Genomic DNA, 25,409 nt, shown 5'->3' on the forward strand with positions numbered 1-25,409 from the left:
CCTGGGGGAGGACAGCAGCGTCTGGCGCTCTGTCCTCCCTTCGGGTATCCGTGTCATCACCGAGACCATGCCCTCGCTGGCATCGGAGACCGTCGGCGTGTGGGTCGACTCCGGCTCCCGCGACGAAACCGACCTGACGGCAGGCTCGACCCACTTCCTCGAGCACATGCTGTTCAAGGGCACCACCAGCCGGTCAGCCAAGCAGATCGCGCAGATTTTCGACCGCACCGGCGGCGAGTCCAACGCCGTGACCTCGAAGGAGTACACCTGCTACTTCTCCCGCTGCCTGGTCGACGATCTGCCGCCGGTCACCGACCTGCTGTGGGACATGGTGCTGCACGCCACGCTCGATGCCGGCGAGTTCGAACGCGAACGCGGCGTCATCGTCGAAGAGCTCGCGATGGCCGCCGACGACCCGACCGATGTGCTGTACGAGAAGTTCGACACCCTCGTCTACCCAGGCCACCCGCTCGGCCGGCCGGTCGGGGCGACGAAGGAGCAGATCCGCACCCTTGCCCACACGGTGCTGCGCGAGCACTACGAGACCGCCTACATCGGCCCGCGGCTGGTGTTCACCGCAGCAGGCGGGGCCACCCATGAGCAGATCGTCGCGCTCGTCATCAAAGCGACTGCTCATCTGCCGGATGCCGCGCCCGAGGTGGTCCGCCCGTCGCGTGTCGCGCCTGAGTTCGCCTCGGAAACCGCATGCATCGGCAAGGACACCGAACAGCAGGGCATCATCATCGGCATGCCCGGGCTGAGCGAAGGCGATGAGCGCCGGTTCGCGTTCTCCGTCATGTTCTCGCTGCTCGGCGGCGGGATGTCCTCACGGCTGTTCCAGTCCGTGCGCGAAGACCGCGGACTGGCCTATTCCGTCCACAGCATCGCCTCCCGGTACTCGGATTCCGGCCAGTTCGGCATGTACGCCGGCTGCGCCCCGCAGGCCGCCCAAGACGTCATCGACCTGTGTGTTGCTGAGTTCGAGCGCCTCGCTGCCGAACTGCCCGGCGAGGAGGAGGTCGCCGACATCGTCGCTCAGGCAGCCGGGTCGATGATGCTGAGCCTGGAGAGCTCTGCGGTCCGGATGAACCGGCTGGCCCGCTCCGAACTCGCAGGTCTTCCGCTGGAGTCCCCGCAGAACCTGCTCGACACCGTCCGCAAGGTCACCCCAGCCGATGTCTCGGCAATCGCTGCCGACCTCGCTGCCGGACCGCGTGCGCTCGTCACCCTCGGCCCGCGCGGGGACCTGCGCCTGCCGCAGTGACACACGCACCTGCCGCAGTGACCCGGGCTGTTCAGCTGACGCTGTCGTCCGTGCCGGGGTGGCGTGTGCGCAGGTAGAGCTCGGCGGCATTGCCCCACAGTGCCGCCTGCGTCTGTGCAGGAGTCAGCACGTCGCGGACGAGGGTGAGGTCGTCATCGGCGAAGGGCCGATCTGCCCGCGTCGAGGGCAGATCGGTACCAGCCATGAGCGCCTGCGGGTTCGCCTCGGCGATCCGCCGCAGGGCACCGGTTGGGTCGAATTCGATCCGGCCGAAACCGGTGGCCTTGATCTTGGCACCGGCTTCAGCGAGGCGCAGCAGCTGCGGAAACCCAGCCTGTGAGAGTCCGAGGTGGTCGATGCTCACCTGCGGCAGCCGGGTCAGCAGCGGGCTGAGCTGGCTGAGATCGCGGGCATCGAGATAGAACTCGGCATGCCAGCCGGAACGATCCCAGACCCGCCGCGCGAGCAGTTCGGCATCCTCGATGCCGGCGGAGCCTCCGCGGCGCAGATTGAACCGCACCGCCCGAACTCCTGCGGCATCGAGCGCATCGATCTCAGCATCCGTGACACTGACCGGCACCTGCGTGACCCCGACGAAGCCCGGACCGAGAGCTGCAAGCGCTGCGACAAGATGCGTCCGGTCGAAGCCCTGGAACGACCCGGACACGACCGCACCGCCGACGACCTCCATGCCGGCAGAAGCTGGCAGGCCTGCGATGCGCTGCCGGTAGTCAGCGACGGTGAAGGGATCGGGCAGATACCCGTCATTGGCCGTGAGCGGAAAGCCCGGATCGATGATGTGCAGGTGCGCGTCGAAGACCGGCTGCATGACGACTCCTCATCTCAGGTGATCCGCTTGCCGGCCATCCTAACCGTCGGCAGGCGCGCGGCAGAGCTGCGCGCAGGGGAGAGCGATAGGACCGGAGACCGCACCCCGCCTCCCCGAGACGAATGAGACTCCCAAGACCCCTTCGTGAACCCAGCAGACCCGTACCACGGACACCACCGCCTCGGGCCCGGTGACCGGCATCCGCCTCCCGCCCCGTCCGCCATCGGCACTATCGGCGCCGTCTGCGCGCCGTTCCACCACCGGCTGGAGGGGGCTGCGCGGATCGCCTGGGGATTCATCTCGCTCATCGGCGGCGTGTGCTGCGCGCCGACTGCCATGTACGTCGGCACCTTCCTCTTCGGACTATGACGAGATATTCACTTCCTCACTTCTGAAACCGATTGAGCGATGGAATAAGGTGGGTAGCGAGCCCGTTATGCCGGACAGAGCCTGGCACAACCGACGGGCCGTCATCCACGTATGAGGAGGATTCTCATGGTTGAGCAGTACACGCTCCCGGACCTGCCCTATGACTACGCAGCACTTGAGCCGCATATCTCGGCCAAGATCATGGAGCTGCACCACGATAAGCACCACGCCACCTACGTCAAGGGTGCCAACACCGCCCTGGAGCAGCTGGCCGAGGCCCGTGAGTCCGGCGACCTGTCGAACCTGCCGAAGCTCACCCGCGACCTGCAGTTCAACCTCGGCGGCCATGTCAACCACTCGATCTTCTGGAACAACATGTCCCCGGACGGCGGCGACAAGCCGGTCGGCGAACTCGCAGCAGCCATCGACGACGCCTTCGGCTCGTTCGACAAGTTCCGCGAGCAGTTCACCACCGCCGCGACCACCATCCAGGGTTCGGGCTGGGCTGTGCTGTACTACGACGCACTCGGCGGAAACCTGCTCATCGGCCAGCTGAAGGACCAGCAGTCCGATATCCAGCTCGGCGGTGTGCCGGTTCTGCAGCTCGACATGTGGGAGCACGCCTTCTACCTCGACTATCAGAACGTCAAGCCCGACTACGTCAAGGCCTGGTGGAACGTCGTCAACTGGGAGGACGCCGGAGCCCGCTTCGAGCGTGCCCGCCAGCAGACCAAGGGCATGCTGCTCGGCTGAACCGCCGCGTACTGAACCCCCGGCGGCTCGGATCCACCCGGATCCGGGCCGCCACTGCTTTCACCGCCCACTCCATTCACCTCAAGGCACCCTGTCTCCGATAGGCTGGCACGATGACCGATTCCCTGTTCCGCCTCGCGCACTGGCAGCCGGAGACTGCCGTGCAGCTCATCGAGATCCACCAGGCTGCGCTGCGCGATGACGATCTCGACCTGCAGCGCAACACCCCGGAGCTTGCCGACGCTGTGGCAGCCGCGCGCTTCGCCCAGAAGCTCGCCGCCACCGAGGCCGAGGGCACCATGTGCGCGCGGGTGATCCTCGGCACCGGGGAGACAGAGGGGCGGGTGCTCGGGCAGGTGATGGCATCCCAGATCGAGCGGACCCATTCGACCGCATGGATCTCCTACTGGCTGCGCCCAGAAGCCCGCGGACGCGGGATCGCGTCTGCGGCACTGCGCCAGTGCGTCGACATCCTGCACGACGAGTGTGGCATCTACCGGCTCGAACTCGGCCACCGGGTCGACAACTCGGCATCCGGCCACGTCGCTGCGGCTGCCGGCTTCCTGCTCGAGGGCACCGAACGGCAGCGGCTGGCCTACGGCACACAGCGCTATGACGTCCACCGGTGGGCCCGGCTCGCCGGCGACCCCAGGCCATGGCAGCGAAGTCGCCAAGGCCACACCGCCTCGGGTGCGGCCGGGCACTAGACTGAAACCCACGCACCCGCGACCTGAAAAGAGGAACATGAGCGCAATCCGCGTCGCCGTTATCGGAGCTCACGGACGCATGGGCAGCCACGCCGTCGAAGCGATCGAAGCCGCAGACGGACTCGAACTCGCCGCAGCCCTCGGCAGCTCCGACTCCCTTGACTCCCTCACCGATGCCGGCATCGACGTCGCCGTCGAACTCACCGTGCCCAAGGCGACCGCCGACAACGTCTCCTTCCTCGTCTCCCACGGCATCGACACCGTCGTCGGCACCACCGGCTGGGACGCCGCACGCCTCGATGCGCTGGAGAAGCAGCTGGCCGGCCAGCCGGGCACCGGCGTGCTCATCGCCCCGAACTTCTCGATCGGTGCGGTGCTGGCGATGCACTTCGCTGAGATCGCCGCCGCCTACTTCGACTCAGCCGAAGTGCTCGAGATCCACCACCCGCGCAAACTCGACGCGCCGTCCGGCACCGCCGCCCACACCGCCCAGCGGATCGCTGCCGCCCGCAAGGCTGCTGGCCTGGGACCGGCACCGGATGCCACCGAATCCGATCCCGGCGGCGCCCGCGGCGCGGTCATCGATGGCATCCACGTCCACGCCGTCAGGCAGGCCGGCATGAACGCTAGCGAGGAGATCATGTTCGGTTCTCAGGGCGAGGCTCTCACCATCCGCACCGACACCTTCGACACGCAGGCCTTTATGCCCGGAATCATCACCGCCGTGCGCGCCATCGGCGACAAGCCCGGCCTGACCGTCGGGCTCGAGCACTTCCTGTCGATCTGAGCACCGTCGCACGCATGTCGAAAGCGAAGCTCGGCGCGCTCATCATCTCAGCGCTGCTGGTCCTGTACTTCTTCTTCATGCTCCAGCGCGCCTGGATCATGCTGAGCGACCCCAACCTCATCGCCAAGGGACTCGGGCTCGCCCTCCTCGTCCTGCCGATCGTCGGGGCGTGGGCGCTCATCCGCGAACTGCTCTTCGGCACCGCCATGGAGCGGCTGGCCCGGATCCTCGGCAAGGAGGGCGGACTGCCGCCGGATACGCTGCCGCGCACCCCGGGCGGGAAGATCATCCGCGCAGCCGCCGAGGAGGAGTTCGAGAAGTACCGCGCCGAAACCGAGGCCGCCCCAGAGGACTGGCGCAGCTGGTTCCGTCTCTCATGCGCCTACGATGCCGCCGGCGACCGGCGCCGGGCACGCTCGGCGATGCGGCATGCGATCAAGCTGGAGAAGACAACAGCCTGAGACCGGCTGATAGCCCTGCCGGTTCACGCCCTCCCAGCAGGCGGGCCCGGCAGCAGGCCGGCACGGACCCGGGAGACCAAGCGGCTGAGGGGCCACTCCAAGGGCCCCCGCGGACTGACGAAGCGCACCCACAGGCTGGCGAAGACCAGGGCGGCGAGGATGTGCAGTGCGAGTCCTGCCAGCGGCGGGAGGAGCGCATCGGTGATCTCCACGCCGACGACGTGGACGGTGTAGATGCTCAGCGGCATCGCACCGGCTGCGATGAACGGGGCCAGCCAGCGCAGCGCCGGCCCGCGGGCGGCGAGCATGCACACCGCCAGCACCGCAACTGCCACCCCGGAGGTGTGCAGCAGGTCCAGGGGAGTGGCCGCGTGAGGACCAGCCGTTGCCAGCCACCACCACGACCCCGGCGGGGTCGTGCCGTAGTTGCCGACCGTGAGCAGATACTCCAGGTCGTAGCCGAACGGATCCACGCCCGAGGCGAGCTCGGCCTCGAGCACAGCCCGCCCGCCCATCGTCAGCAGCAGGGAGGACGCGAACAGCGACAGCGCCGCCACCGCCGAGCCGATGAACGCCAGTCCGGTCCACAGACTGCGGGAAGTCCAGTCGAGCCGGGCGATGAACATGCCCAGCAGCACGAACCCCATCCACTGCAGCACCGGGTAGTAGCCGGTGAACGCCAGCTCTTGAAAAAGCAGCCCCGGATCGGCGAGCATGAACACATCCGGAACGTCGTAGCTGGTGTACAGACCCTGCTCGGTGCGCAGCGCATGGCTGAGGAACGGGGTGGCGATGAGCCACAGCGGCGCCAGGATGCCCAGTGCGAGCCTCGGCAGGCGCAGCAGGAACGAGGCGATGATGAACATCAGCCCGTAATTGGCCAGGATCACCGCCACCGACGACCCGAGTGTGGCCAGCAACAGACCGAGAACGAAGATCACCGCCCCGCGCACCCACAGCCCAGAGGCAGCCGCCAGCAAGGCGCGCGGACCGGGCACAGAGAGCAGGGTGCGCGTCGAGAGCACCACCGAGACACCGGCGAGCACCGCGAACAGGGCAGAGGACCGGCCTGCGAAGAGCGTCGCCCACGTCGGATCCGGATCATCGAGCGGGATGATATGTGTGATCATCATCCCGAACAGCGCGATCGACCGCGCCAGGTCCACACCCAGCAGGCGCATCCCGGCAGCCGCGCCCGAGGCGGTGGCCGGCCTGGCAGCAGGCGGGCTGGCAGGCGTGTCGGTCATGGTCCCTCCCGGTGGTGCGAGGCGCAGAATATCGCCCCCGATTCTTCCACAGCCGCCGTGCCTGTCCTCTCAGCCGCGACCGGCGGCGGTAGGATGAGACCATGGCTATGGTGAACTCTGCGCAGGCACACGACGCTGCCGCGGCCTTCGGCACGGTCGGCACCGCAATGGTGACTCCCTTCTCCGCCTCGGGCGAGGTCGACTACGACACCGCCGAGGCGCTCGCCGCCCACCTCGTCGACCTCGGCAACAACATGCTCGTCATCTCCGGAACCACCGGCGAATCACCGACGACGACCGATGCTGAGAAGTCCGAACTGCTCACCGCCGCCCGCCGCGGCGCCGGTGACCGCGCCAAGCTCGTCGCCGGGATCGGCACGAACAACACCACCCACTCGATCGAACTCGCCTTACAGGCCCGCGATGCCGGCGCTGACGGGCTGCTGCTCGTCACCCCGTACTACTCGAAGCCGCCGCAGGACGCCATCGTCACCCATATGCGCGCCGTCGCCGATGCCACCGACCTGCCGGTGATGCTCTACGACATTCCCGGCCGCTCCAGCGTGCCGCTCGAACCGGCCACCCTGGCCGCACTCGACGCGCATCCGAACATCCTCGCCGTCAAGGACGCCAAGGGCGACATCGCCACCGCCCTGCAGGTGATGAGCGAGACCGGCCTGGCCTACTACTCCGGTGAGGACGCACTCAACCTGCCGCTCATGAGCTGCGGGGCGATCGGCGTCGTCTCCGTCGCCGGGCACGTCTGCGCCGACCGGCTCGCCCAGATGACCGACCATGTCGGTGCCAACGATCTCAACGCTGCCCGCGACGTGGCAGCGGGCCTCGTCAGCCTCATCGACGCCATCATGAACCACATGCCGGGAGTGATCTCCGCCAAGGCGGCGCTTGAACTCCAGGGTGTGCTTCCCACCCGCGCAACCCGCCTGCCGCTGCTTGAGGCATCGGAGGACCAGGTGGAGTTCCTGCGCCGCGAAATGACAAGGAGCGGTTACCTCACGTGACCAACCAGATGACGAACTACGCGATCGATCCCGGCGACCCACCGAAGGCAGACCCCGAGGCGATGCGCATCGTCGCCCTCGGCGGCCTCGGCGAGGTCGGCCGGAACATGACCGTGTTCGAGTACCACGGCAAGCTGCTCATCGTCGACTGCGGTGTGCTCTTCCCCGAAGAGGAGCAGCCCGGCGTCGACCTCATCCTGCCCGACTTCAGCTACCTTGATGACCGGATGGACGACATCGTCGGACTCGTCCTCACCCACGGTCACGAAGACCACATTGGTGCCGTGCCCTACCTGCTCAAGCGCCGTGAGGACATCCCCGTCCTCGGCTCCTCGCTGACCCTGGCGCTGGTGGAGGCAAAGCTCAAGGCGCACCGCCTGCGCAAGACCGTCACCCGCGTGGTGCGCGAGAACGAAACCGACCAGCTCGGCCCCTTCGACCTCGAGTTCGTCGCCGTCAACCACTCGATCCCCGACGCGCTGGCCGTGTTCATCCGCACCGGTGCCGGCACCGTGCTGCACACTGGCGACTTCAAGATGGACCAGCTGCCGCTCGACCGGCGGATCACCGACCTGCGCGCCTTCGCCCGCCTCGGCGAAGAGGGCGTCGACCTGTTCCTCACTGACTCGACCAACGCCGAGGTCCCCGGCTTCACCGCCCCGGAGAAGGAGATCGGCCCGGTCCTCGACTCCGTCATCGCGACGGCGACCAACCGGGTCATCGTCGCCTCCTTCGCCTCCCACGTCCACCGCGTCCAGCAGGTGCTGGAAGCCGCTCAGGCCCACGGCCGCAAGGTCGTGCTCGTCGGCCGGTCGATGGTGCGCAACATGAAGATCGCCCAGGACCTCGGGTTCCTGCACGCCCCGCGCGGGGTCATCATCGACATGAAGGACCTCGACAAGTACCCCGACGACCAGATCGTGCTCATGTGCACCGGTTCGCAGGGCGAGCCGATGGCCGCACTGTCGCGGATGGCCAACGGCTCGCACCCGAAGGTCGAGGTCAGCGCCGATGACACGATCATCCTCGCCTCCTCGCTCATCCCCGGCAACGAGACCTCCGTCTACCGCGTCATCAACGGGCTCATGAAGCTCGGCGCCCGCGTCGTGCACAAGGGCAACGCGAAGGTCCACGTCTCCGGCCACGCCTCGGCAGGGGAGCTGCTGTACTGCTACAACATCGTCAAGCCCAAGGGCGTGATGCCGGTGCACGGCGAATGGCGGCACATGCTCGCCAACGGCAAGCTCGCCGCCCAGACCGGCGTGCCGGAGGAGAACATCGTCATCGCCGATGACGGCTGGGTCGTCGACCTCAAGGACGGCCGCGCCCGCGTCGTCGGCGCCGTCGACTGCGAATACGTCTTCGTCGACGGCTCGTCGGTCGGCGAGATCACCGAAGCCGACCTCAAGGACCGCCGCATCCTCGCCGGCGAAGGCTTCGTCTCCATCTTCATGACCGTCGACACGAAGGCGCAGAAGGTCATCACCGGGCCGGTCATCAACTCCCGCGGCATGGCCGAGGACGACGACGTGTTCGACCACATCAAACCCAAGATCGCCGACGCTGTCGCCGAAGCGCTCACCGACGGAGTCAAAGACCAGCACAAGCTCCAGCAGATCATCCGCCGCACCATCGGCCGCTGGATCTCCTCACGCCTGCGCCGCCGGCCGATGATCGTCCCGATGGTCGTCGTCGTGCCCGGCGCCGACGCCGCAGTGAACTGACCGCTCACGGCTGCCGTGCAGGCGGCAGCCGTGCGGCCATTTCCCTACACGCCGAGCCAAATTCGGCCCGGCCTGCCGCCGCACCCCTACGATAGGCACCATGGCGACCAGTACGACTTCCCCCACTGGTACCGGACGCAAGAGGCGCGGCAAGCAGGCCGCTCCCGCTGCGCGCGGCCCCAAGGGGAATCACGACACCCAGGGACCCAGCGTGTTCACTGGGGCATGGATGGGAGTGGCACACATGGCAGGCAACCGCGCCCGCAACGTGTTCACCGAGACACCCGACGACGACAATCCCAACCGCCGCGACGGCACGGCCTTCTTCCTCGTCGGCCTCGCCATCGTCTTCGCCGCCTTCGAATGGTGGCACATCCCCGGCCCGTTCGGTGACGGCGTGCGCGCCGTCGTCGAAGGCACCTTCGGCCGCGTCGCCCTCGCCCTGCCGGTGCTGCTGCTCGGCTATGCGCTGCGCCTGTTCCTGCGAGGCCGCGAAACCCGCGGCAACAACCGCATCCTCATCGGCCTCATCGGCTTCATCTTCGCCGCAGCAGGCCTGGCGCACATCGCCGTGGGCACCCCGACGTTCGCCAACTCGCACGCTGCGCTCATCAACGGCGGCGGTGCACTCGGCTTCATCATCTCCTCACCGCTGGTCGCCGCCACCACCTCGTACGTCGCGGTGCCGCTGCTCGTGCTGCTCGGACTCTTCTCCGTCCTCGTCATCACCGCCACCCCGGTCAATCGGATCCCGCAGCGCATCTACGACGCCTACTGCGCCCTGACCGGCCACACCCAGCCGGCCCACGCCGACGAAGACGAGGCACCTGCCTCCGATGACCTCGTCAGCGAAGGCCGGCAGACGAACACGCTCAAGCCGATGGGCTCCAAGCGCCGGTCGAAGAAGAAGAAGCTCGACGTCGAAGCCGAACTCGCCAAGGCCGCCGCCGACCCGGATGTCGACCCCGCCTACGACAAGGCCTACATCCATGAGAACGACGTCACCGGCGACAAGCCCGCGCAAGATGAGCTCTACGACGTCGATGCACCCGGCCCCAAGCCCGGTGAGCGCCGGCCGACCAAGGCCGAGCAGGACGCCGCGAAGATCAAGGAGGACGCCGCCACCCGCGTGCTCGGCGCCTCGGGAGCGGGCAGCACGGCCGCCGGCGCTGTCGAGGGCAAGGTGCCCAACGTCTCGACCCCGGCCCCGCAGGCCACCGGCGAGCTGCCTGAACGCACCGAGCAGCTGACCCTGGCCGGTGACGTCACCTACACGCTGCCCTCGTCCGACGCACTCGTCGCTGGGCCGCCGGCCAAGGAGCGCTCCGAGGCCAACGACCGGGTCGTCGAATCCCTGCGCGAGGTGTTCGACCAGTTCGGCATCGACGCCCACGTCACCGGCTTCTCCCGCGGCCCGACCGTCACCCGCTACATCGTCGAGCTCGGCACCGGTGTCAAGGTCGAGAAGGTCACCGCGCTGTCGAAGAACATCGCCTACGCCGTCGCCAGCCCGGATGTCCGCATCATCTCGCCGATCCCGGGCAAGCGGGCGATCGGCATCGAGATCCCCAACACCGACCGCGAAACCGTCGCGCTCGGCGATGTGCTGCGCTCGCAGGCCGCCCGCCAGACAGAGAACCCGATGGTCGTCGGCCTCGGCAAGGACGTCGAAGGCGGCTTCGTCGTCGCCGATCTCGCCAAGATGCCGCACCTGCTGGTGGCCGGTGCGACCGGCTCGGGCAAGTCGAGCTTCGTCAATTCGATGATCACCTCGATCATGATGCGCGCGACCCCCGACGAGGTGCGCATGATCCTCGTCGACCCCAAACGCGTCGAGCTCACCATCTACGCCGGCATCCCGCACCTCATCACCCCGATCATCACCGACCCGAAGAAGGCCGCCGAGGCACTCGACTGGGTGGTGCGGGAGATGGACACCCGCTATGACGACCTGGCCCATTTCGGGTTCAAGCACGTCAAGGAGTTCAACAAGGCCGTCCGCGAGGGCTCTGTCACCGCGCCTCCCGGCTCGGAGCGCGAACTCCACCCGTACCCGTACCTGCTCGTCGTCATCGACGAGCTCGCCGACCTCATGATGGTCGCCCCGCGCGATGTCGAGGCCTCCGTCCAGCGCATCACGCAGCTGGCCCGTGCTGCCGGCATCCATCTGGTGCTCGCCACCCAGCGGCCCTCGGTCGACGTCGTCACCGGCCTCATCAAGGCCAATGTGCCCTCCCGCCTGGCCTTCGCGACCTCGTCGCTGGCCGACTCCCGCGTCGTGCTCGACCAGCCGGGAGCCGAAAAGCTCATCGGCCAGGGCGATGCCCTGTTCCTGCCGATGGGCGCGGCCAAGCCGATGCGCGTGCAGGGTGCGTGGGTCAACGAATCGGAGATCGAGACCGTCGTTGAGCACGTCAAGGGCGAGCTCACCCCCGTCTACCGCGAAGACGTCGCCGTCGATGAGCCGCAGAAGGTCATCGACGAGGAGATCGGCGATGACCTCGAACTGCTCATCCAGGCCGCCGAACAGGTCGTCACCACCCAGTTCGGCTCCACGTCGATGCTCCAGCGCAAGCTGCGTGTCGGCTTCGCCAAGGGCGGCCGCCTCATGGACCTGCTCGAATCCCGTGGCATCGTCGGTCCCTCGGAGGGACCGAAGGCCCGCGATGTGCTCATCACCCCCGAACAGCTGCCCGAGGTCATCGCCCGTCTGCGGGGCGAGGACCCGCCTGCCGCACCCGAGGCGCCGGCCGCCTCGGGCGCGGATGACGCAGCCGGCATACCGGAGACCGACCAGGCCTACGACTCGCCGCTGGCCACGGACTACGACGCCGCCGGCAATCACGACGCCGCCGGCTTCCAGCCCGGCGACATCGACCCGGACACCGGCCTGGAGATCGCCGAGGCCTCCGGTGAAGACGCGTGGCAGCTGACGAACCGGTGAGCGAACCGCGGTTCACCGCCGCCTCGACCCGGGAGCAGATCCTGGAGATCATGCGCGCGTTCGGGGCTGATGCGCAGGCCGCTGAGATCTGCACCGAGGTGATGTTCCACACCGACCTCTCCGGCATCGACTCCCACGGCATCTCGATGCTGCCGATCTACCACCAGGAGATCGCCGAGGGCTCCATCGACCCGGCCGCCGCACCGGTCGTCGAACACGACCACGGGGCCAGCGTCCTCATCGACGCCCGCGCTGGATTCGGGCACCTGGCCGGGCACGCGGGGATGCGCCAGGCGATGGCGAAGGCCCGGGAATACGGCATCGGGCTGGCCACCGTGCACCGCGCCAACCACTACGGCGCCGCCGGCTACTACGCGATCATGGCCGCCCGCGAGGGCCTCATCGGCCTGTCGATGTGCTCGACCCGCGGCGCGCTGCAGACCCCGACGGGCGCAAAACACCCGTTCATGGGCACCAACCCGATCGGCTTCGCCGCCCCGGCCGGTGACGACGAACCCGTCGTCCTCGACATGGCCACCACGACCGTGCCGCTGAACAAGGTGAAGGTCCACGAGCTCACCGGCCGCCAGCTCGGCCCCGACTGGGTCACAGACACCACCGGCACACCGGTCCGGAACGCTGCAACCGCCTATGCCGGGCTGACCGACGAATCCGGCCGCTACGGCCTCAGCCCGCTCGGCGGACCCGGCCCGCAGGCCGCCGGGCACAAAGGCTACGGCCTGGCGACCATGGTGCAGATCCTGTCTGCAGCACTCGGCGGAGCTGACCAGCCGGGCAATAAGGACGGCTTCCACGACGTCGGTTACACCTTCATCGCCATCGACCCCGGTCTCGTCAACCCCGCCAACCCGGCAGCCGGCTACACCGCGCAGCTGCGGGAGGACCTGAGGGCAGCCGCATCGCTGGACCCGGCCGTGCCCGTCCAGGTCGCAGGAGACCCGCAGATCGCCCACCGCGCCGACCGCTCAGCCCACGGCATCCCACTGGCCGCACGGCTGACCGAGCAGCTCGCAGCACTGTGCGCCGACCTCGGCTGCCGATACCTGCTGGAGACCCAGCCACCGGCCTGAACAGGGGGTGAGTGAGCGGCTAGACTGGCCGGTGATGACTTCACACGATGCGGCTGCCCAGAAGCCGAGCAACTTCAACGTCCCGAACGTTCTCACAACGGTGCGGATCCTGCTCGTCCCCGTCTTCCTCTTCGTGCTGCTCGCCCACGACGGCCTCGACCCGGTGTGGCGGCTGTGGGCGCTCATCATCTTCCTGCTCGCGATGATCACCGACAAGATCGACGGCGACATCGCCCGCCGCTACAACCTCATCACCGACTTCGGCAAGATCGCCGACCCGATCGCCGACAAGGCTCTCATGTCCGCAGCCCTGCTGGGCCTGTGGTGGATCGAGGTGCTGCCGATTTGGATCCCGGTCATCATCCTCATCCGCGAGTTCGGCATCACCATCCTCAGGCTCCTCATCGTCAAGCGCATCGTGCTGCCGGCCTCGAAGGGCGGCAAGCTCAAGACCGTGCTGCAGACCGTCGCGCTGGCGCTGTTCATCGCCATCGCCCCGCTGCACGCCGTGCTGCCGGCCATCGTGACGTTCTGGCTCGTCATCTTCGCCTGGGTCGTGCTCACCGCCGCGGTCATCGTCACGATCGTCACCGGCGTGGACTACCTCGTCCAGATCTACAAGCGGCTCAAGGTCACCCCGTGACCGTCGCCGAGATCATCCGCCGCCTCACCACCGCCGGGCTGACCGTGGCCACCTGCGAATCGCTGACCGCCGGGAAGCTCGCGGCCACGATCGCCGACGTGCCCGGTGCCTCGGCCGTGCTGCGCGGGGGACTGGTCACCTATGCCACCGACCTCAAAACCGAACTGGCCGGCGTCGACGCCGACCTGCTTACCGCCTCGGGAGCGGTCCACCCGCAGGTCGCCGCCCAGATGGCCACGGGCGCGGCCCGCGCCTGCCAGGCCGATATCGCATTGGCCTGCACCGGGGTCGCCGGACCGGACCCGCAGGACGGCCAGCCGGTCGGCCGGGTCTTCACCGCCCTGCTCGCCCCGCAGATGGCCGAACCCGAGGTGGTGGGCCACGACTTCTCCGGTGACCGCGCCCAGATCCGGCAGGCGACCGTCGAGGCCTGCCTGTCCCAGCTGGCCGCCTGGGTGCAGGATCGCTGGGCATTGTCTTAAACAGCGGCCCTGAGGCGGCGCCGGATTGACGGAAACGGTAGATTGGATGGAACAAACCACAGCACCGCGGTGTTGAAGGTTTCACATGAACCCTGTCGCTGAGAAAGGACGCACATGACTCTTCTGCGGACCGAGATCGGTGACACGCTGAGGACCGCACGTCGCCGGCAGAACCGAACCCTGCGCGACGTCTCCACCGGGGCCAGCGTGTCCCTGGGCTACCTGAGTGAGATCGAACGCGGCCAGAAGGAGGCCTCCTCCGAGCTGCTCGCCGCCATCTGCGAAGCCCTCGATATGCCGGTCTCCCTGCTGCTGCGCGAGGTCAGCGACCGCTTCGCGATCAGCGAAGGCGTCGACATTCCCGACACCGTTCCCGCCGAGCTGTCCGAGCGCGTGCTCGCAGACGAAGCGCTGGCCGGACAGGCCTGATGCGCCACACCGCCTACTGGGAGCTCATGAACGACGAGTTCGGCTCCATCCGCGCAGCCTCCCTGCACACCGACCTGGCGCTCTCAGCGTTGGGCTCACGCACCCCGGCCGAGGCATTCGAAGCCGGATTCGAGGCGCGTGAGATCTGGTTGGCTGTCTGCGCTGCCGCAGGAGTTCCCGAAGAGCGCTGGCTCGGTCAGGACAGGAAGCCGCGGGCCAACCCGTTCTGAGCAGGTGCGGGGACGCGGGCGTCGAGCGAAGGCGCTGCGTCACGCATGCGGAGGCGAACTTCGACCAGAGGCGAACATCGAGCAGAGGGCAACATCGACGACACGCCGCACATTTCGAACTGATGTTCGCATGAGCCGCTATAGTGGTGCCCAGATACGCCGCCCGGCTGTGACCACAGGTGCGCAGCGCGCGGGTTGTCCACAGCTTCACATCGTGAATCGAGTCGATGTCAGTGCCGGAGCCTAAAGTTGCTGGCAGATCGATGAACCACCTCAAGGAGGAACCCATGGCAGCGAAGAACACGCGCGGCGCCGCACCGGCCGCCGGCAACCGGGAGAAGGCGCTCGAAGCGACCGTCTCGCAGATCGACCGCCAGTTCGGCAAGGGTGCTGTCATGCGCCTGGGCGAAGAGACCCGCCAGCCCATCGCGGCGATCCCGACCGGATCGATCGCCCTCGACATCGCCCTCGGCGTCGGCGGCATCCCACGCGGCCGCATCGTCGAGGTCTACGGCCCGGAATCCTCGGGTAAGACGACCGTGGCCCTGCACGCGGTGGCCAATGCGCAGAAGAACGGGGGCATCGCCGCCTTCATCGATGCTGAGCACGCGCTCGACCCTGAATACGCCAAGGCCCTCGGCGTCGACACCGACCAGCTGCTCGTCTCGCAGCCGGACACCGGTGAGCAGGCGCTTGAGATCGCCGACATGCTCATCCGCTCCGGGGCACTCGATGTCATCGTCATCGACTCGGTCGCCGCGCTCGTGCCCAAGGCCGAGATCGAAGGCGAGATGGGCGACTCGCACGTCGGCCTGCAGGCCCGCCTCATGTCCCAGGCGCTGCGCAAGCTCACCGGCGCCCTGGCCAACTCCGGCACAACCGCGATCTTCATCAACCAGCTGCGTGAGAAGGTCGGCGTGTTCTTCGGCTCCCCGGAGACCACCTCGGGCGGCAAGGCACTGAAGTTCTACTCCTCGGTGCGCATGGACGTCCGCCGCATCGAAACGCTCAAGGAAGCCGGCAACGCCGTGGGCAACCGCACCCGCGTCAAGGTCGTGAAGAACAAGGTCGCCCCGCCGTTCAAGCAGGCCGAGTTCGACATCATCTACGGCCAGGGCATCTCGCGAGAGGGCAGCCTCATCGACATGGGTGTCGACAACGGCATCATCCGCAAGTCCGGCTCCTGGTTCACCTACGACGGCGACCAGCTCGGGCAGGGCAAGGAGAATGTGCGGAGCTTCCTGCGCGACAACCCCGGTCTGGCCGAGGAGATCGAACTGAAGATCAAGCACAAGATGGGCCTCATCAAGGTCGAGGAAGACGCAGCAGAGGCCGAAGGCGGCACGGTTGCTCCAGCTGAGGCGCCTGACTCACTGGACAATGTCCCCGGCTGATCAGCCGGCAGGCGGCCAGGACGCGCGCAGCAATGCGGATGTCCTGGCCGCTTTGCAGCAGGCAATCGACTCCGTCGGTACCGACGGGCAGATCCAGGGTGCAGACGCGACTGCCAGGCTGCATGACACCGCCGCGGACGAACAGCCGGACCCGATCGCTGAGGATCCTGAGTACAAGCGGGCGAAGAAGCGGGCACTGAATATGCTCGCCGCGCGCGACCACTCTTCAGCCGAGCTGCGGGATAAGCTGCTTGGCCGCGAGCACCCTGAGGACATCGTCGACACCCTCATCGAACGGCTGCAGGGATCGAAGCTGCTCGATGATGCGAACTTCGCCCACAGCTTCGTGCGAGCCAAGCGCGAACAGCGCAAACTTTCACAATCAGCGCTGCGCCGCGAGCTGAAGAAGAAGGGCATCGACGGGCCCATTGCCGATGACGCCCTCGGCGAGATCGATGACGAATGGGACCTCGCCTACGCCGTCGCCGAGAAGAAGGCAGCCTCGACCCGGACACTTCCGTATGAGACACGCCAGCGCCGCATCCTCAGCATGCTCGCCCGCCGCGGCTTCCCCTCCGGCCTGTCGTTCGCTGTGACCCGGCAGGTGCTCGAAACCGACTGACAGCTGCAGGCCCAGCTGAATCTAACTGCGTTCTGCTGCCCTGACGGCAACGCGCGCGGCGATGAAGACCCACGCTAAGACCCACGCGCACCCGGCGAGTGCGACGACCGCGACAGCCGCCTCAGTGAGGAACACGATCGCCACAGCACTGACGATCAGCCCGGCTCCGGCAATGCACAGATGACGTGCGGCAGCCCGATGACCGGCGACCCATGCGTCGTCCGATTCCATCAGGGCCGCTGGCCGCAGCCCCACCCACAGATTGCGCGGCAGCGTGCCCCGATGCCCGCGGTATGCCACAGCTGCGAGCATCACCCCAGCGATGCCCAGAGACACAGCCGTGGTGAGCGAGACGATGAGATCAGTCATCGCCGCTCCTGGTCCGGTGCGCCGGAGACACTGATGGAATCGAGAACGGCGGGGCGTGACATGAAGGTCACTCCTTTAAGATCGGGGATGAATCGGCAGATTGTCTGCCACCGCCAGCGTGTGGGGTCGTGGCGGGGGAGCACACGCTAGAATGTCTGCCGATGACTGACGCAATCGCACTGACTGAACCGGAAGCGGGCAACCGCACGCGCACCTATGAGGTCAAGACCTATGGGTGCCAGATGAACGTGCACGATTCCGAACGGCTCTCCGGGCTCCTCGACGACGCCGGCTACGTCCGCGCAGACGCCGGCGACCAGGCCGACATCGTCGTGTTCAACACCTGCGCGGTGCGTGAGAACGCCGACAACCGCCTCTACGGAAACCTCGGCCGGCTCGCCCAGGTCAAGGAACAGCGCCCGGATCTGCAGATCGCCGTCGGCGGCTGCATGGCCCAGAAGGACCGCGACACGATCGTCAAGCGCGCCCCCTGGGTCGACGTCGTCTTCGGCACCCACAACATGGGTTCCCTGCCGGCCCTGCTCGACCGGGCCCGCCATAACAGGGAAGCACAGGTCGAGATCCTGGAAAGCCTCGACGTCTTCCCCTCGACCCTGCCGACAACCCGCGAATCGACGCATTCGGGCTGGGTGTCGATCTCGGTCGGCTGCAACAACACCTGCACCTTCTGCATCGTCCCGGCCCTGCGCGGCAAGGAGAAGGACCGCCGGCCCGGCGACATCCTCGCCGAAGTCGAAGCGCTCGCAGCAGACGGCATCACTGAGGTGACGCTGCTGGGCCAGAACGTCAACTCCTACGGCGTCGAGTTCCGCGACCGTGGAGCGTTTGCCAAGCTGCTGCGCGCCGTCGGCGCCGTCGACGGCATCGAACGGGTCCGCTTCACCAGCCCCCATCCGGCAGCGTTCTCCGATGACGTCATCGCCGCGATGGCCGAGACCCCGGCCGTCATGCCGCAGCTGCACATGCCGCTGCAGTCCGGCTCTGACCGCATCCTCAAGGCGATGCGCCGGTCGTATCGCACCAGCCGGTTCCTCAACATCCTCGACAAGGTCCGCGACGCGATTCCGCATGCAGCCATCACCACCGACATCATCGTCGGCTTCCCCGGAGAGACCGAAGAGGACTTCCAGGCCACGATGGACGTCGTGCGCCGGGCCCGCTTCAGCCAGGCCTTCACCTTCCAGTACTCGATCCGGCCGGGCACCCCGGCCGCGACGATGGACGACCAGGTTCCCAAGGAGGTCGTGCAGGAGCGCTTCGAACGCCTCGTCGCCCTCCAGGACGAAATCGCCTGGGAGGAGAACCGCAAGCTCATCGGCACCGACGTCAACGTGCTGGTCACCAAGACCGGAGATGCCGAACACGGCCGGATGACCGGCCGGGCCGAAGACAACCGGCTCGTCCACGTACGCATCGACTCCGCCGCCGAGGCGGTCCGCCCCGGCGACGTCGTCTCGACGACCGTGACCGAGGCCAAGCCGTACTTCCTCATCGCCGATGCCGCATACACCGTCCGCCGCACCCGCTCCGGAGACGCCTGGGACCGCAGTCAGGCTGACAGCTGCGGCGCCCCTGCGAGCCCGGCAGCAGGGCCGGCCGGACCGACATCGCTGGGCATGCCGACGATCCGCACCCGCAGCTGAGATGAATCCAGAGGACCGCACGACCCAGCGCGTCACGCCGGTCATCAACATCGTCGGCGCCACCGCCACCGGCAAATCCGACCTCGCCGTCGCACTGGCACAGCGCCTGCACGGCGAGATCATCAACGCCGATGCGATGCAGTTCTACCGCGGCATGGACATCGGCACAGCCAAGCTGCCCGTTGACGAACGCGGCGGCATCGAACACCACCTCATCGACATCCTCGACGTCGCCGAAGACGCCTCGGTCGCAGACTTTCAGACGCGTGCCCGGGCGATCATCAGCGATCTGCAGACCCGCCGCCTGGTGCCGATCCTCGTCGGCGGCTCCGGACTGTACGTGCGTGCGGCCACCGATGTCATGACCTTCCCCGGCACCGACCCATCCATTCGCACCCGGCTCGAAGACGAAGTCGCCGAGCACGGCCCCGGCAGTCTGCACGACAGGCTCGTCGCATTCGACCCGGCCGCCGCAGCGAAGATCACCACCGGTGACACCCGGCGGATCGTCCGCGCCCTAGAGGTCATCGAACTGACTGGCCAGCCCTTCACCGCCCACCTGCCCCGCTACGCGTACGCCATGCCGACCGTGCAGATCGGCCTGGCCGATGACCGGTCAGTGCTCAACGAGCGCATCGCCGCCCGCGTGGAGAGGATGTGGGAAGCCGGATGGGTCGACGAGGTCACCCGCCTGCTCGGTGAGGGGTTGCGGGAGGGCCGCACCGCCTCTCAGGCGATCGGCTACGCCCAGATCATCGACTATCTCGACGGCAAGACCACCGCCGAGGCGGCGATCGAGTCGACGATCATACGCACCCGTCAGTTCGCCAAACGGCAGCTGACCTGGTTCCGCCGCGACGAGCGCATCGAGTGGCTCGACGCCACCGACCCCGAGCTGGTGGAGAAGGCCGAAGTGCTGTACCGGCAGTGCTATGCTCACGGTGCCGAGACGCCGACGGCTGAAAGGGAGCCACGCCGATGACCGACGCCCACGCCGCAGACCACACCGCCGCACCGCCGGCGCTGTCGACCGGGCACGGCACCGCCAACGACTTCGTGTTCCTCTACGACCCCGCCGGCGAACAGGACCTCAACGCCGACCAGGTGGCACTCCTGTGCAACCGGCACAGCGGCATCGGCGCAGACGGCCTCATCCGCGTCATCCGCTGTGCTGCAGCCGGCATTCCCGAAGCGGTCACGGCCGCTGAAGCCGGAGCCGAATGGTTCATGGACTACCGCAATGCCGACGGCTCGATTGCTGAGATGTGCGGCAACGGCGTGCGCGCCTTCGCCCACTACCTGCGCAGCTACGACCTCGCCGCCGACCCCCAGACACTGCCGGTCGGCACCCGCGCCGGCGTCAAGACCGTGACGATCGAACCGGATCCGACAGGCGAATCCGAGGTCTGGTACCGCGTCGACATGGGCCGGTGGCAGCTGCCTGGCTCCGGCGACGGCGGCGCGGACACGCTCGTGCTCACCCGCGGCATCGACGTCGCCCGGCCGGGCCTCGACGTCGATATGGGCAACCCGCACACCGTCGTCGCGCTCGCCTCAGCCGACGAGCTCGCCGCAGCTGAACTCACCTCTGCCCCGCAGCTCAACCCCGACCCGCCGGCCGGGGCCAACATCGAATACATCGTCATCGAACCCGACGGCGACGGCGACCCGACGACCGGCAGCCTGCGCATGCGCGTGTTCGAACGCGGCGTCGGCGAAACCCAGGCCTGCGGCACCGGAGCTTGCGCAGCCGCCCTGGCAGCCCACCACTGGGCCGGAGCCCACGGCCCGATCCAATGGCTGGTCGACCAGCCCGGTGGCACGGTGCGCATCGACATCAACGGCCACCAGGTCAGCCTGAGTGGCCCAGCCGAACTCACCGCCGCGATCGAACTGTCCGAACAGCTCAAGGCGCGCCTGCGCCGGCTGCTCTGAACCGCCTCGGGAACGGCCAGGCGGCCAGCCAGCCGCTCAGTCGGCCAGACGCTCGATGCGCAGGATCCGGAAGCCCTTCGATGTCATCGTTCGCTCCACGGCGTATGTCTCGCCGAGCTCGCTGCGCAGCCAGGTGAGCAGCGAATCAGCACCGAGCTTCTTGGCCACCACCAGCCACGCCGTACCGCCGGGCGCAAGGCGGGGCAGCCATGTGAGCAGCAGCTCGTGCAGTACGGCCTTGCCCACTCGGATCGGCGGGTTCGAATAGATCGCAGCGAACCGCACCTGAGGCGGGATGTCTGCTGCGGTCACCGCATGAATCGAGCCCAGCCCCAGGTCGGCGGCATTGCGGCGGACCAGATCGAGGGCGCGCTCATTGACATCAAGGGCCCAGATACGCGGGTGCGTGCCGGCATCAGCGCCGGTGAGGGCGGTGTGCATGGCGACCGGCCCCCAGCCGCAGCCCAGGTCGAGCACATCACCGGCAGGCGGGTGGGGGATCTCGTCGAGCAGCACACGCGTGCCGGTGTCGAGATGACCGGGGGAGAAGACCCCGGCAGCCGTCGAGACGCTGAGCTCGCGGCCTGCCAGGCGCACATCGATGGTGCGCAGCTGCGCGTCGCTGGCCGGCTGGGCGGAGAAGTAGTGCTCGTTCATCGCCACCATCCTACGGTGCGCGCAGGGCGCAGACGCCGGTGCCGTGTGGGACAATAGAAGACCGCCAGAGAAGAAATGAGGACGATGCCAAGCGATTCCCATCGCCGTCACCGTGCAGACGAGACCACCCCAGCCGCCGAAGCCGGCCGGCCAGCAGAGGAAGCCGGCCAGCCAGCAGAGACCGAGCGCAGCCGCGACGACGCGATGATCGACCGGATCCTCTCCCGCGGCGGCTCCGCACTCACCGACGAGGATCGCGTCCACCAGGACGACAGCCAGTTCGATGCGCTCGAGCGCGAGGCGCTGCGCCGGGTCTCTGGACTCTCAACCGAACTCGAAGACGTCACCGAGGTCGAATACCGGCAGCTGCGCCTGGAGAAGGTCGTGCTCGCCGGCATCTGGACGCGCGGGACCGCTGCCGAGGCCGAGGAATCGCTGCGTGAGCTCGCCTCCCTTGCCGAGACAGCCGGCTCGACCGTGCTCGACGGTGTGCTGCAGCGCCGCGACCACCCGGACCCCGGCACGTATCTGGGACGCGGCAAGGCACAGGAGCTGGCCGAGATCGTCGCCGCCGTCGGCGCTGACACCGTCATCGTCGACACAGAGCTGGCACCCAGCCAGCGCCGCGGCCTGGAGGACGTCATCAAGGTCAAGGTCATCGACCGGGTCGCACTCATCCTCGACATCTTCGCCCAGCACGCCAAGAGCCGCGAGGGCAAAGCCCAGGTCGAACTCGCCCAGCTCGAATACCTGCTGCCGCGCCTGCGCGGCTGGGGTGAGTCGATGTCCCGGCAGGCCGGCGGCCGAGTCGCCGGTGGTGAGGGAATCGGCTCGCGCGGCCCCGGTGAGACGAAGATCGAACTCGACCGCCGCCGCATCCGCACCCGGATGGCCAAGCTGCGCCGCCAGATCGCTGATATGACACCGGCACGGGAGACCAAGCGCGCCAACCGGCAGCGCCACCAGGTGCCCGCTGTGGCGATCGTCGGTTACACCAATGCCGGGAAGTCCTCCCTGCTCAACCGGCTCACCGACGCCGATGTCATGGTCCGCAACGAGCTCTTCGCCACCCTGGATCCCACTGTGCGGCAGGCGACGACCGAGGACGGCCGCGCCTTCACGTTCACCGACACCGTCGGGTTCGTGCGCAACTTGCCGCATCAGCTCGTCGAGGCCTTCCGCTCCACACTGGAGGAGGCAACGTTCGCTGATGTGCTCTTGCACGTCGTCGACGCCGCTCACCCCGACCCGCACGGGCAGCTGGCAGCCGTGCGCGAGGTGCTCGCCGAGGCCGACACCGATGACATCGCCGAGCTCATCGTGTTCAACAAGTCCGATCTGGCCGACCCGGATGTGCTCACCGGCCTGCTCGCCCGCTATCCGGAGGCCGTCGCCGTCTCCGCAGCGACCGGCGACGGCATCGATGAGCTGCGTGAGAGGCTGGCCGGCCTGCTGCCGACACCCGATCACGAGGTGACGGTGCTGCTGCCCTATGACCGCGGCGACCTCGTCTCCCGCATCCATGACGAGGGCACCGTGCTTGTTGAGAAGCACCTGCCGGAAGGCACAGCCGTGCAGGCGAAGGTCGACGCCGACCTGCTCGCAGCCCTGGAGGAGTTCCGCAAGCCGGACATGTTCGCAGGCCAGGAGCACCTCCCGGCAGACGCGAACACCGGAGCTGAGTCCGAAGCCGGGGCGCAAGCTGCCGCCGGCCACCGCACATGAGCCGGATTCCGCCGCTGCTGGAGACTGCGGTCTCGGCACTGGGCGGATCACCGCGCCGGGGACAGCAGGACATGGCCGAGGCGGTCGGGGCGGCACTCGACAACGGCTCCCACCTCCTCGTCCAGGCCGGAACCGGCACCGGAAAGTCCCTGGCCTACCTCGTCCCGGCCGTCGAATACGCCGTGCGCACCGGTGAGCGCGTCATCGTCTCCACCGCCACCCTGGCGCTGCAGGCCCAGATCATCGACCGCGACCTGCCGCGCATGGTCAAGGCGATCAAGGGCGAACTCGACGCACGGCCGCGCGCAGCCGTGCTCAAGGGGCGGCGCAACTATCTGTGCAAACACAAGCTCGACGGCGGCTACCCCGACGACGGCGACACCACCCTCTTCGACCTCGGCGCCGACGGCGCTGCCCACCGCGGCGGCTCGGTAATCACCGCGCTGGGGGAGGAGATCCAGCGCATCCGCTCCTGGGAGCGCACCACCGACACCGGCGACCGCGACGACCTCACCCCCGGTGTCTCCGACCGTGCCTGGGCGCAGGTCTCGGTCAATTCCTTCGACTGCCTGGGCAGCAGATGCCCGATGTTCGAGGAGTGCTTCGCCGAACGCGCCAAGATCCGGGCAGCCGAAGCCGACGTCGTGGTGACCAACCATGCGCTGCTGGCCATCGACTCCTTCGGCGAGGCCAACGTCCTGCCCGAACACGGCGCCGTCATCGTCGACGAAGCCCACGAGCTGCGCGACCGGGTGACGAACGCACTGACCGGATCGCTCACCGTCACGATGCTCAACGCGGCGGCCTCCTCGGCACGCAAGCACACCTCGGCGCAGGAATCGAGCATCGAGAATCTCACGACCGCCGCCAGCGCACTCGAACGCGCACTCGAACACGCCAGCGAGGGGCTCATCGTGCGCTGGCCCGAGGACCTCGCCGCGGCGGTGCGCCAGATCCGGGATGCCGCCAGCCGGCTGCTGTCGGATACCAACGGAAACGAAGCCAAGGACGCTGACGCCGGCCGGCAGATGGCCCGCGCCCGCGTCCAGGAGGTCTTCGACCTCGCCGAACGGATGGCCGAACCGGACAGCAACGACGTCTCCTGGGTCAGCCGCAGCACCTTCCGCGAGAACACCACCACCTCGCTCGTCGTCGCCCCGCTCAGCGTCGCCGGCACCATGCGCAACGGTCTCTTCGCCGAAGCCACCGTCATCGCCACCTCGGCGACGCTGGCTCTGGGCGGGAAGTTCGAACCGGTCGCCGCCTCGCTCGGTCTCGCCGGGCCCGAAGCGCCGGCCTACGATGCGATCGACGTCGGCTCCCCGTTCTCCTACGACAAGCAGGGGATCCTCTACGTCGCTGGACACCTGCCCAAGCCGGGCAGGGGAGGGCTGAGCGAGGAGACCCTGGAGGAGCTGCGCGAACTCGTGACAGCCTCCGGCGGCGGCACCCTCGGGCTGTTCTCGTCGAAGAGCGCTGCCGAACAGGCGGCCACTGTGCTGCGCGAGCACCTGCCGATGCCGATTCTGCTGCAGGGCGAGGACACCCTCTCAGCACTCGTCAGCCGGTTCGCCGCCGAACCCGACACCTGCCTGTTCGGCACCATGTCGCTGTGGCAGGGCGTCGACGTGCCCGGGCGGACCTGCCGGCTCGTCGTCATCGACCGGATTCCTTTCCCACGCCCCGACGACCCGCTCGCACTCGCCCGCACCCATGCTGCAGCCCAGCGCGGTGCCAACGGGTTCATGACCGTCAGCGCCACCCATGCCGCACTGCGCCTGGCGCAGGGGGCCGGGCGGCTCATCCGCTCCGTGCAGGATCAGGGCGTCGTCGCCGTGCTCGACTCCCGGCTGCGCACCGCCGGCTATGCGGGGTTCCTGCTCGCCTCGCTGCCGCCGATGTGGCGGACTGACAATCCGGCCCTCGTGCGCGATGCGCTCACCCGGCTGGCACCCAGCGGCGAAGACTGACCCACACAGGGAACGGACGCGGCATAGACGAAGACTGATCCGCACAGCGAACTGACTCTGCACAGACAGCTGCGGCGCCCGGTCCCAAGAC

The 25,409-nt window shown here is 68.0% G+C and carries 25 protein-coding genes; 21 read left to right on the forward strand and 4 right to left on the reverse strand.

Annotation, left to right across the window (positions count from 1 at the left end; all coding sequences use genetic code 11):
- Nucleotides 1–55 precede the first annotated feature (55 nt).
- A complete protein-coding gene (locus tag HLA91_RS03135; RefSeq protein ID WP_338076809.1) occupies nt 56–1,264 on the forward strand; it encodes a M16 family metallopeptidase in 1,209 nt (402 codons plus the stop codon).
- Between the two features lie 31 nt (nt 1,265–1,295).
- On the opposite strand, the gene HLA91_RS03140 is transcribed toward HLA91_RS03135, so the two are convergent.
- Complete coding sequence (locus HLA91_RS03140; RefSeq protein ID WP_170273447.1) at nt 1,296–2,093, reverse strand: amidohydrolase family protein; 798 nt, start codon at nt 2,091–2,093, stop codon at nt 1,296–1,298.
- A 144-nt stretch (nt 2,094–2,237) separates the two neighbouring features.
- On the opposite strand from HLA91_RS03140, the gene HLA91_RS03145 reads away from it, so the two are divergent.
- From HLA91_RS03145 to HLA91_RS03165, 5 genes are all read left to right on the forward strand, one after another.
- Nucleotides 2,238–2,462, forward strand: a complete 225-nt coding sequence (locus HLA91_RS03145) for a hypothetical protein (RefSeq protein WP_170273448.1) — start codon at nt 2,238–2,240, stop codon at nt 2,460–2,462.
- 126 nt (nt 2,463–2,588) lie between these two features.
- Nucleotides 2,589–3,215: a superoxide dismutase gene (locus HLA91_RS03150; RefSeq protein ID WP_102162619.1), complete on the forward strand. Its 627-nt coding sequence runs from the start codon at nt 2,589–2,591 to the stop codon at nt 3,213–3,215.
- A gap of 113 nt (nt 3,216–3,328) precedes the next feature.
- Nucleotides 3,329–3,922, forward strand: coding sequence for a GNAT family N-acetyltransferase (locus tag HLA91_RS03155; protein ID WP_170273449.1), 594 nt, complete (start codon nt 3,329–3,331; stop codon nt 3,920–3,922).
- 37 nt (nt 3,923–3,959) lie between these two features.
- Complete coding sequence (gene dapB / locus HLA91_RS03160) at nt 3,960–4,709, forward strand: 4-hydroxy-tetrahydrodipicolinate reductase (RefSeq protein WP_170273450.1); 750 nt, start codon at nt 3,960–3,962, stop codon at nt 4,707–4,709.
- A gap of 14 nt (nt 4,710–4,723) precedes the next feature.
- On the forward strand, nt 4,724–5,170 hold the full coding sequence (locus tag HLA91_RS03165) for a hypothetical protein (protein WP_170273451.1): 447 nt from the start codon (nt 4,724–4,726) through the stop codon (nt 5,168–5,170).
- 23 nt (nt 5,171–5,193) lie between these two features.
- Here HLA91_RS03165 and HLA91_RS03170 read toward each other — a convergent pair whose 3' ends face one another.
- Nucleotides 5,194–6,417, reverse strand: coding sequence for a heparan-alpha-glucosaminide N-acetyltransferase domain-containing protein (locus HLA91_RS03170; protein WP_170273452.1), 1,224 nt, complete (start codon nt 6,415–6,417; stop codon nt 5,194–5,196).
- 101 nt (nt 6,418–6,518) lie between these two features.
- On the opposite strand from HLA91_RS03170, the gene dapA reads away from it, so the two are divergent.
- The 10 genes from dapA to HLA91_RS03220 all read left to right on the forward strand — a co-directional run bounded on the left by dapA (nt 6,519) and on the right by HLA91_RS03220 (nt 16,998).
- Entirely contained in the window at nt 6,519–7,439 is a 921-nt protein-coding gene (dapA, locus tag HLA91_RS03175; RefSeq protein WP_170273453.1) for a 4-hydroxy-tetrahydrodipicolinate synthase, read from the forward strand.
- 8 nt (nt 7,440–7,447) lie between these two features.
- Nucleotides 7,448–9,163, forward strand: coding sequence for a ribonuclease J (locus HLA91_RS03180; protein WP_170273562.1), 1,716 nt, complete (start codon nt 7,448–7,450; stop codon nt 9,161–9,163).
- A gap of 244 nt (nt 9,164–9,407) precedes the next feature.
- A complete protein-coding gene (locus HLA91_RS03185) occupies nt 9,408–12,107 on the forward strand; it encodes a DNA translocase FtsK (RefSeq protein ID WP_239557027.1) in 2,700 nt (899 codons plus the stop codon).
- A complete protein-coding gene (locus HLA91_RS03190) occupies nt 12,086–13,198 on the forward strand; it encodes an Ldh family oxidoreductase (RefSeq protein WP_338076722.1) in 1,113 nt (370 codons plus the stop codon). The genes HLA91_RS03185 and HLA91_RS03190 overlap by 22 nt, the downstream gene beginning before the upstream one ends.
- 34 nt (nt 13,199–13,232) lie before the next feature.
- Nucleotides 13,233–13,841: a CDP-diacylglycerol--glycerol-3-phosphate 3-phosphatidyltransferase gene (gene pgsA / locus HLA91_RS03195; RefSeq protein ID WP_170273455.1), complete on the forward strand. Its 609-nt coding sequence runs from the start codon at nt 13,233–13,235 to the stop codon at nt 13,839–13,841.
- Nucleotides 13,838–14,323, forward strand: coding sequence for a nicotinamide-nucleotide amidohydrolase family protein (locus HLA91_RS03200; protein WP_170273456.1), 486 nt, complete (start codon nt 13,838–13,840; stop codon nt 14,321–14,323). The genes pgsA and HLA91_RS03200 overlap by 4 nt, the downstream gene beginning before the upstream one ends.
- A 114-nt stretch (nt 14,324–14,437) precedes the next feature.
- Entirely contained in the window at nt 14,438–14,752 is a 315-nt protein-coding gene (locus HLA91_RS03205) for a helix-turn-helix domain-containing protein (RefSeq protein ID WP_102162627.1), read from the forward strand.
- Entirely contained in the window at nt 14,752–14,982 is a 231-nt protein-coding gene (locus HLA91_RS03210; protein ID WP_170273457.1) for a DUF3046 domain-containing protein, read from the forward strand. Before HLA91_RS03205 ends, HLA91_RS03210 begins: the two co-directional genes overlap by 1 nt.
- Before the next feature lie 287 nt (nt 14,983–15,269).
- The gene (recA, locus tag HLA91_RS03215; protein WP_170273458.1) at nt 15,270–16,376 is read left to right on the forward strand and encodes a recombinase RecA; all 1,107 of its coding nucleotides are present in this window, start codon (nt 15,270–15,272) and stop codon (nt 16,374–16,376) included.
- Complete coding sequence (locus tag HLA91_RS03220; RefSeq protein ID WP_170273459.1) at nt 16,363–16,998, forward strand: regulatory protein RecX; 636 nt, start codon at nt 16,363–16,365, stop codon at nt 16,996–16,998. Before recA ends, HLA91_RS03220 begins: the two co-directional genes overlap by 14 nt.
- A 21-nt stretch (nt 16,999–17,019) precedes the next feature.
- Here HLA91_RS03220 and HLA91_RS03225 read toward each other — a convergent pair whose 3' ends face one another.
- Complete coding sequence (locus HLA91_RS03225; RefSeq protein ID WP_170273460.1) at nt 17,020–17,367, reverse strand: SdpI family protein; 348 nt, start codon at nt 17,365–17,367, stop codon at nt 17,020–17,022.
- Nucleotides 17,368–17,528: 161 nt separating this feature from the next.
- Between HLA91_RS03225 and miaB the strand changes: the two genes are divergently transcribed.
- From miaB to dapF, 3 genes are read left to right on the forward strand one after another with little or no spacing between them, the layout of a single operon-like run.
- Entirely contained in the window at nt 17,529–19,031 is a 1,503-nt protein-coding gene (gene miaB / locus HLA91_RS03230; protein WP_170273461.1) for a tRNA (N6-isopentenyl adenosine(37)-C2)-methylthiotransferase MiaB, read from the forward strand.
- A gap of 1 nt (nt 19,032) precedes the next feature.
- Nucleotides 19,033–20,013: a tRNA (adenosine(37)-N6)-dimethylallyltransferase MiaA gene (gene miaA, locus HLA91_RS03235; RefSeq protein WP_170273462.1), complete on the forward strand. Its 981-nt coding sequence runs from the start codon at nt 19,033–19,035 to the stop codon at nt 20,011–20,013.
- On the forward strand, nt 20,010–20,966 hold the full coding sequence (gene dapF / locus HLA91_RS03240) for a diaminopimelate epimerase (protein ID WP_170273463.1): 957 nt from the start codon (nt 20,010–20,012) through the stop codon (nt 20,964–20,966). The genes miaA and dapF overlap by 4 nt, the downstream gene beginning before the upstream one ends.
- 36 nt (nt 20,967–21,002) lie before the next feature.
- Here the strand turns inward: dapF and HLA91_RS03245 are convergent, their stop codons facing one another.
- Entirely contained in the window at nt 21,003–21,623 is a 621-nt protein-coding gene (locus HLA91_RS03245) for a class I SAM-dependent methyltransferase (protein WP_170273464.1), read from the reverse strand.
- Between the two features lie 84 nt (nt 21,624–21,707).
- Here HLA91_RS03245 and hflX point away from each other — a divergent pair, with 84 nt between their 5' ends.
- Together hflX and HLA91_RS03255 are read left to right on the forward strand one after the other, a co-directional pair.
- Entirely contained in the window at nt 21,708–23,348 is a 1,641-nt protein-coding gene (hflX, locus tag HLA91_RS03250) for a GTPase HflX (protein WP_420867884.1), read from the forward strand.
- Nucleotides 23,345–25,318 (forward strand): ATP-dependent DNA helicase, encoded by a 1,974-nt coding sequence (locus HLA91_RS03255; protein WP_170273465.1) that lies wholly within the window; start codon nt 23,345–23,347, stop codon nt 25,316–25,318. The genes hflX and HLA91_RS03255 overlap by 4 nt, the downstream gene beginning before the upstream one ends.
- Nucleotides 25,319–25,409 lie beyond the last annotated feature (91 nt).

This window comes from Brevibacterium luteolum (assembly GCF_013004595.1).
In the GTDB taxonomy this organism is placed as follows: Bacteria; Actinomycetota; Actinomycetes; order Actinomycetales; family Brevibacteriaceae; genus Brevibacterium; species Brevibacterium luteolum.

Coding starts and splice junctions, on each gene's coding strand:
- HLA91_RS03140 (WP_170273447.1), bottom strand. CDS start 2,093: ATGCAGCCGGTCTTCGACGCGCACCTGCACATCATCGATCCGGGCTTT.
- HLA91_RS03150 (WP_102162619.1), top strand. CDS start 2,589: ATGGTTGAGCAGTACACGCTCCCGGACCTGCCCTATGACTACGCAGCA.
- HLA91_RS03155 (WP_170273449.1), top strand. CDS start 3,329: ATGACCGATTCCCTGTTCCGCCTCGCGCACTGGCAGCCGGAGACTGCC.
- dapB (WP_170273450.1), top strand. CDS start 3,960: ATGAGCGCAATCCGCGTCGCCGTTATCGGAGCTCACGGACGCATGGGC.
- HLA91_RS03165 (WP_170273451.1), top strand. CDS start 4,724: ATGTCGAAAGCGAAGCTCGGCGCGCTCATCATCTCAGCGCTGCTGGTC.
- HLA91_RS03170 (WP_170273452.1), bottom strand. CDS start 6,417: ATGACCGACACGCCTGCCAGCCCGCCTGCTGCCAGGCCGGCCACCGCC.
- dapA (WP_170273453.1), top strand. CDS start 6,519: ATGGCTATGGTGAACTCTGCGCAGGCACACGACGCTGCCGCGGCCTTC.
- HLA91_RS03180 (WP_170273562.1), top strand. CDS start 7,448: ATGACGAACTACGCGATCGATCCCGGCGACCCACCGAAGGCAGACCCC.
- HLA91_RS03185 (WP_239557027.1), top strand. CDS start 9,408: ATGGCAGGCAACCGCGCCCGCAACGTGTTCACCGAGACACCCGACGAC.
- pgsA (WP_170273455.1), top strand. CDS start 13,233: ATGACTTCACACGATGCGGCTGCCCAGAAGCCGAGCAACTTCAACGTC.
- HLA91_RS03205 (WP_102162627.1), top strand. CDS start 14,438: ATGACTCTTCTGCGGACCGAGATCGGTGACACGCTGAGGACCGCACGT.
- HLA91_RS03210 (WP_170273457.1), top strand. CDS start 14,752: ATGCGCCACACCGCCTACTGGGAGCTCATGAACGACGAGTTCGGCTCC.
- recA (WP_170273458.1), top strand. CDS start 15,270: ATGGCAGCGAAGAACACGCGCGGCGCCGCACCGGCCGCCGGCAACCGG.
- HLA91_RS03220 (WP_170273459.1), top strand. CDS start 16,363: ATGTCCCCGGCTGATCAGCCGGCAGGCGGCCAGGACGCGCGCAGCAAT.
- HLA91_RS03225 (WP_170273460.1), bottom strand. CDS start 17,367: ATGACTGATCTCATCGTCTCGCTCACCACGGCTGTGTCTCTGGGCATC.
- miaB (WP_170273461.1), top strand. CDS start 17,529: ATGACTGACGCAATCGCACTGACTGAACCGGAAGCGGGCAACCGCACG.
- miaA (WP_170273462.1), top strand. CDS start 19,033: ATGAATCCAGAGGACCGCACGACCCAGCGCGTCACGCCGGTCATCAAC.
- dapF (WP_170273463.1), top strand. CDS start 20,010: ATGACCGACGCCCACGCCGCAGACCACACCGCCGCACCGCCGGCGCTG.
- HLA91_RS03245 (WP_170273464.1), bottom strand. CDS start 21,623: ATGAACGAGCACTACTTCTCCGCCCAGCCGGCCAGCGACGCGCAGCTG.
- hflX (WP_420867884.1), top strand. CDS start 21,708: ATGCCAAGCGATTCCCATCGCCGTCACCGTGCAGACGAGACCACCCCA.
- HLA91_RS03255 (WP_170273465.1), top strand. CDS start 23,345: ATGAGCCGGATTCCGCCGCTGCTGGAGACTGCGGTCTCGGCACTGGGC.